Here is a 258-nt window from a genome sequence, read left to right on the forward strand (position 1 = left end):
CTCAGCTCCACGCCCTGGCGGCCGTATATTTCAGACTGGCGATACAGAGGGGTGTGCTCTGCATACTTAGAGGTTAGTACGCGGGCCAGCAACCCTGGTCCTGCTATACCCCGTTCGATGGGCCGCGAAGGCGCAGGGGCCTGCACGATGGCATCGCACTGAGTACAGGCGTGTTTTTCGCGTACAGTCCGCATAACCCGGAAGACCCTGCGCATCAGCTCCAGCTGTTCGGCGGCATCCTCCCCCAGATAACTCAGC

Annotated in this window: 1 protein-coding gene; it reads right to left on the reverse strand. The window is 60.9% G+C overall.

All coding sequences use genetic code 11. The features are described from left to right. On the reverse strand, nucleotides 1-258 hold a 258-nt coding region (locus COJ96_RS25855; protein ID WP_142333084.1), incomplete at both ends, for an IS66 family transposase.

The organism is Bacillus sp. AFS073361 (assembly GCF_002567005.1).
GTDB lineage: Bacteria > Bacillota > Bacilli > Bacillales > Cytobacillaceae > Neobacillus.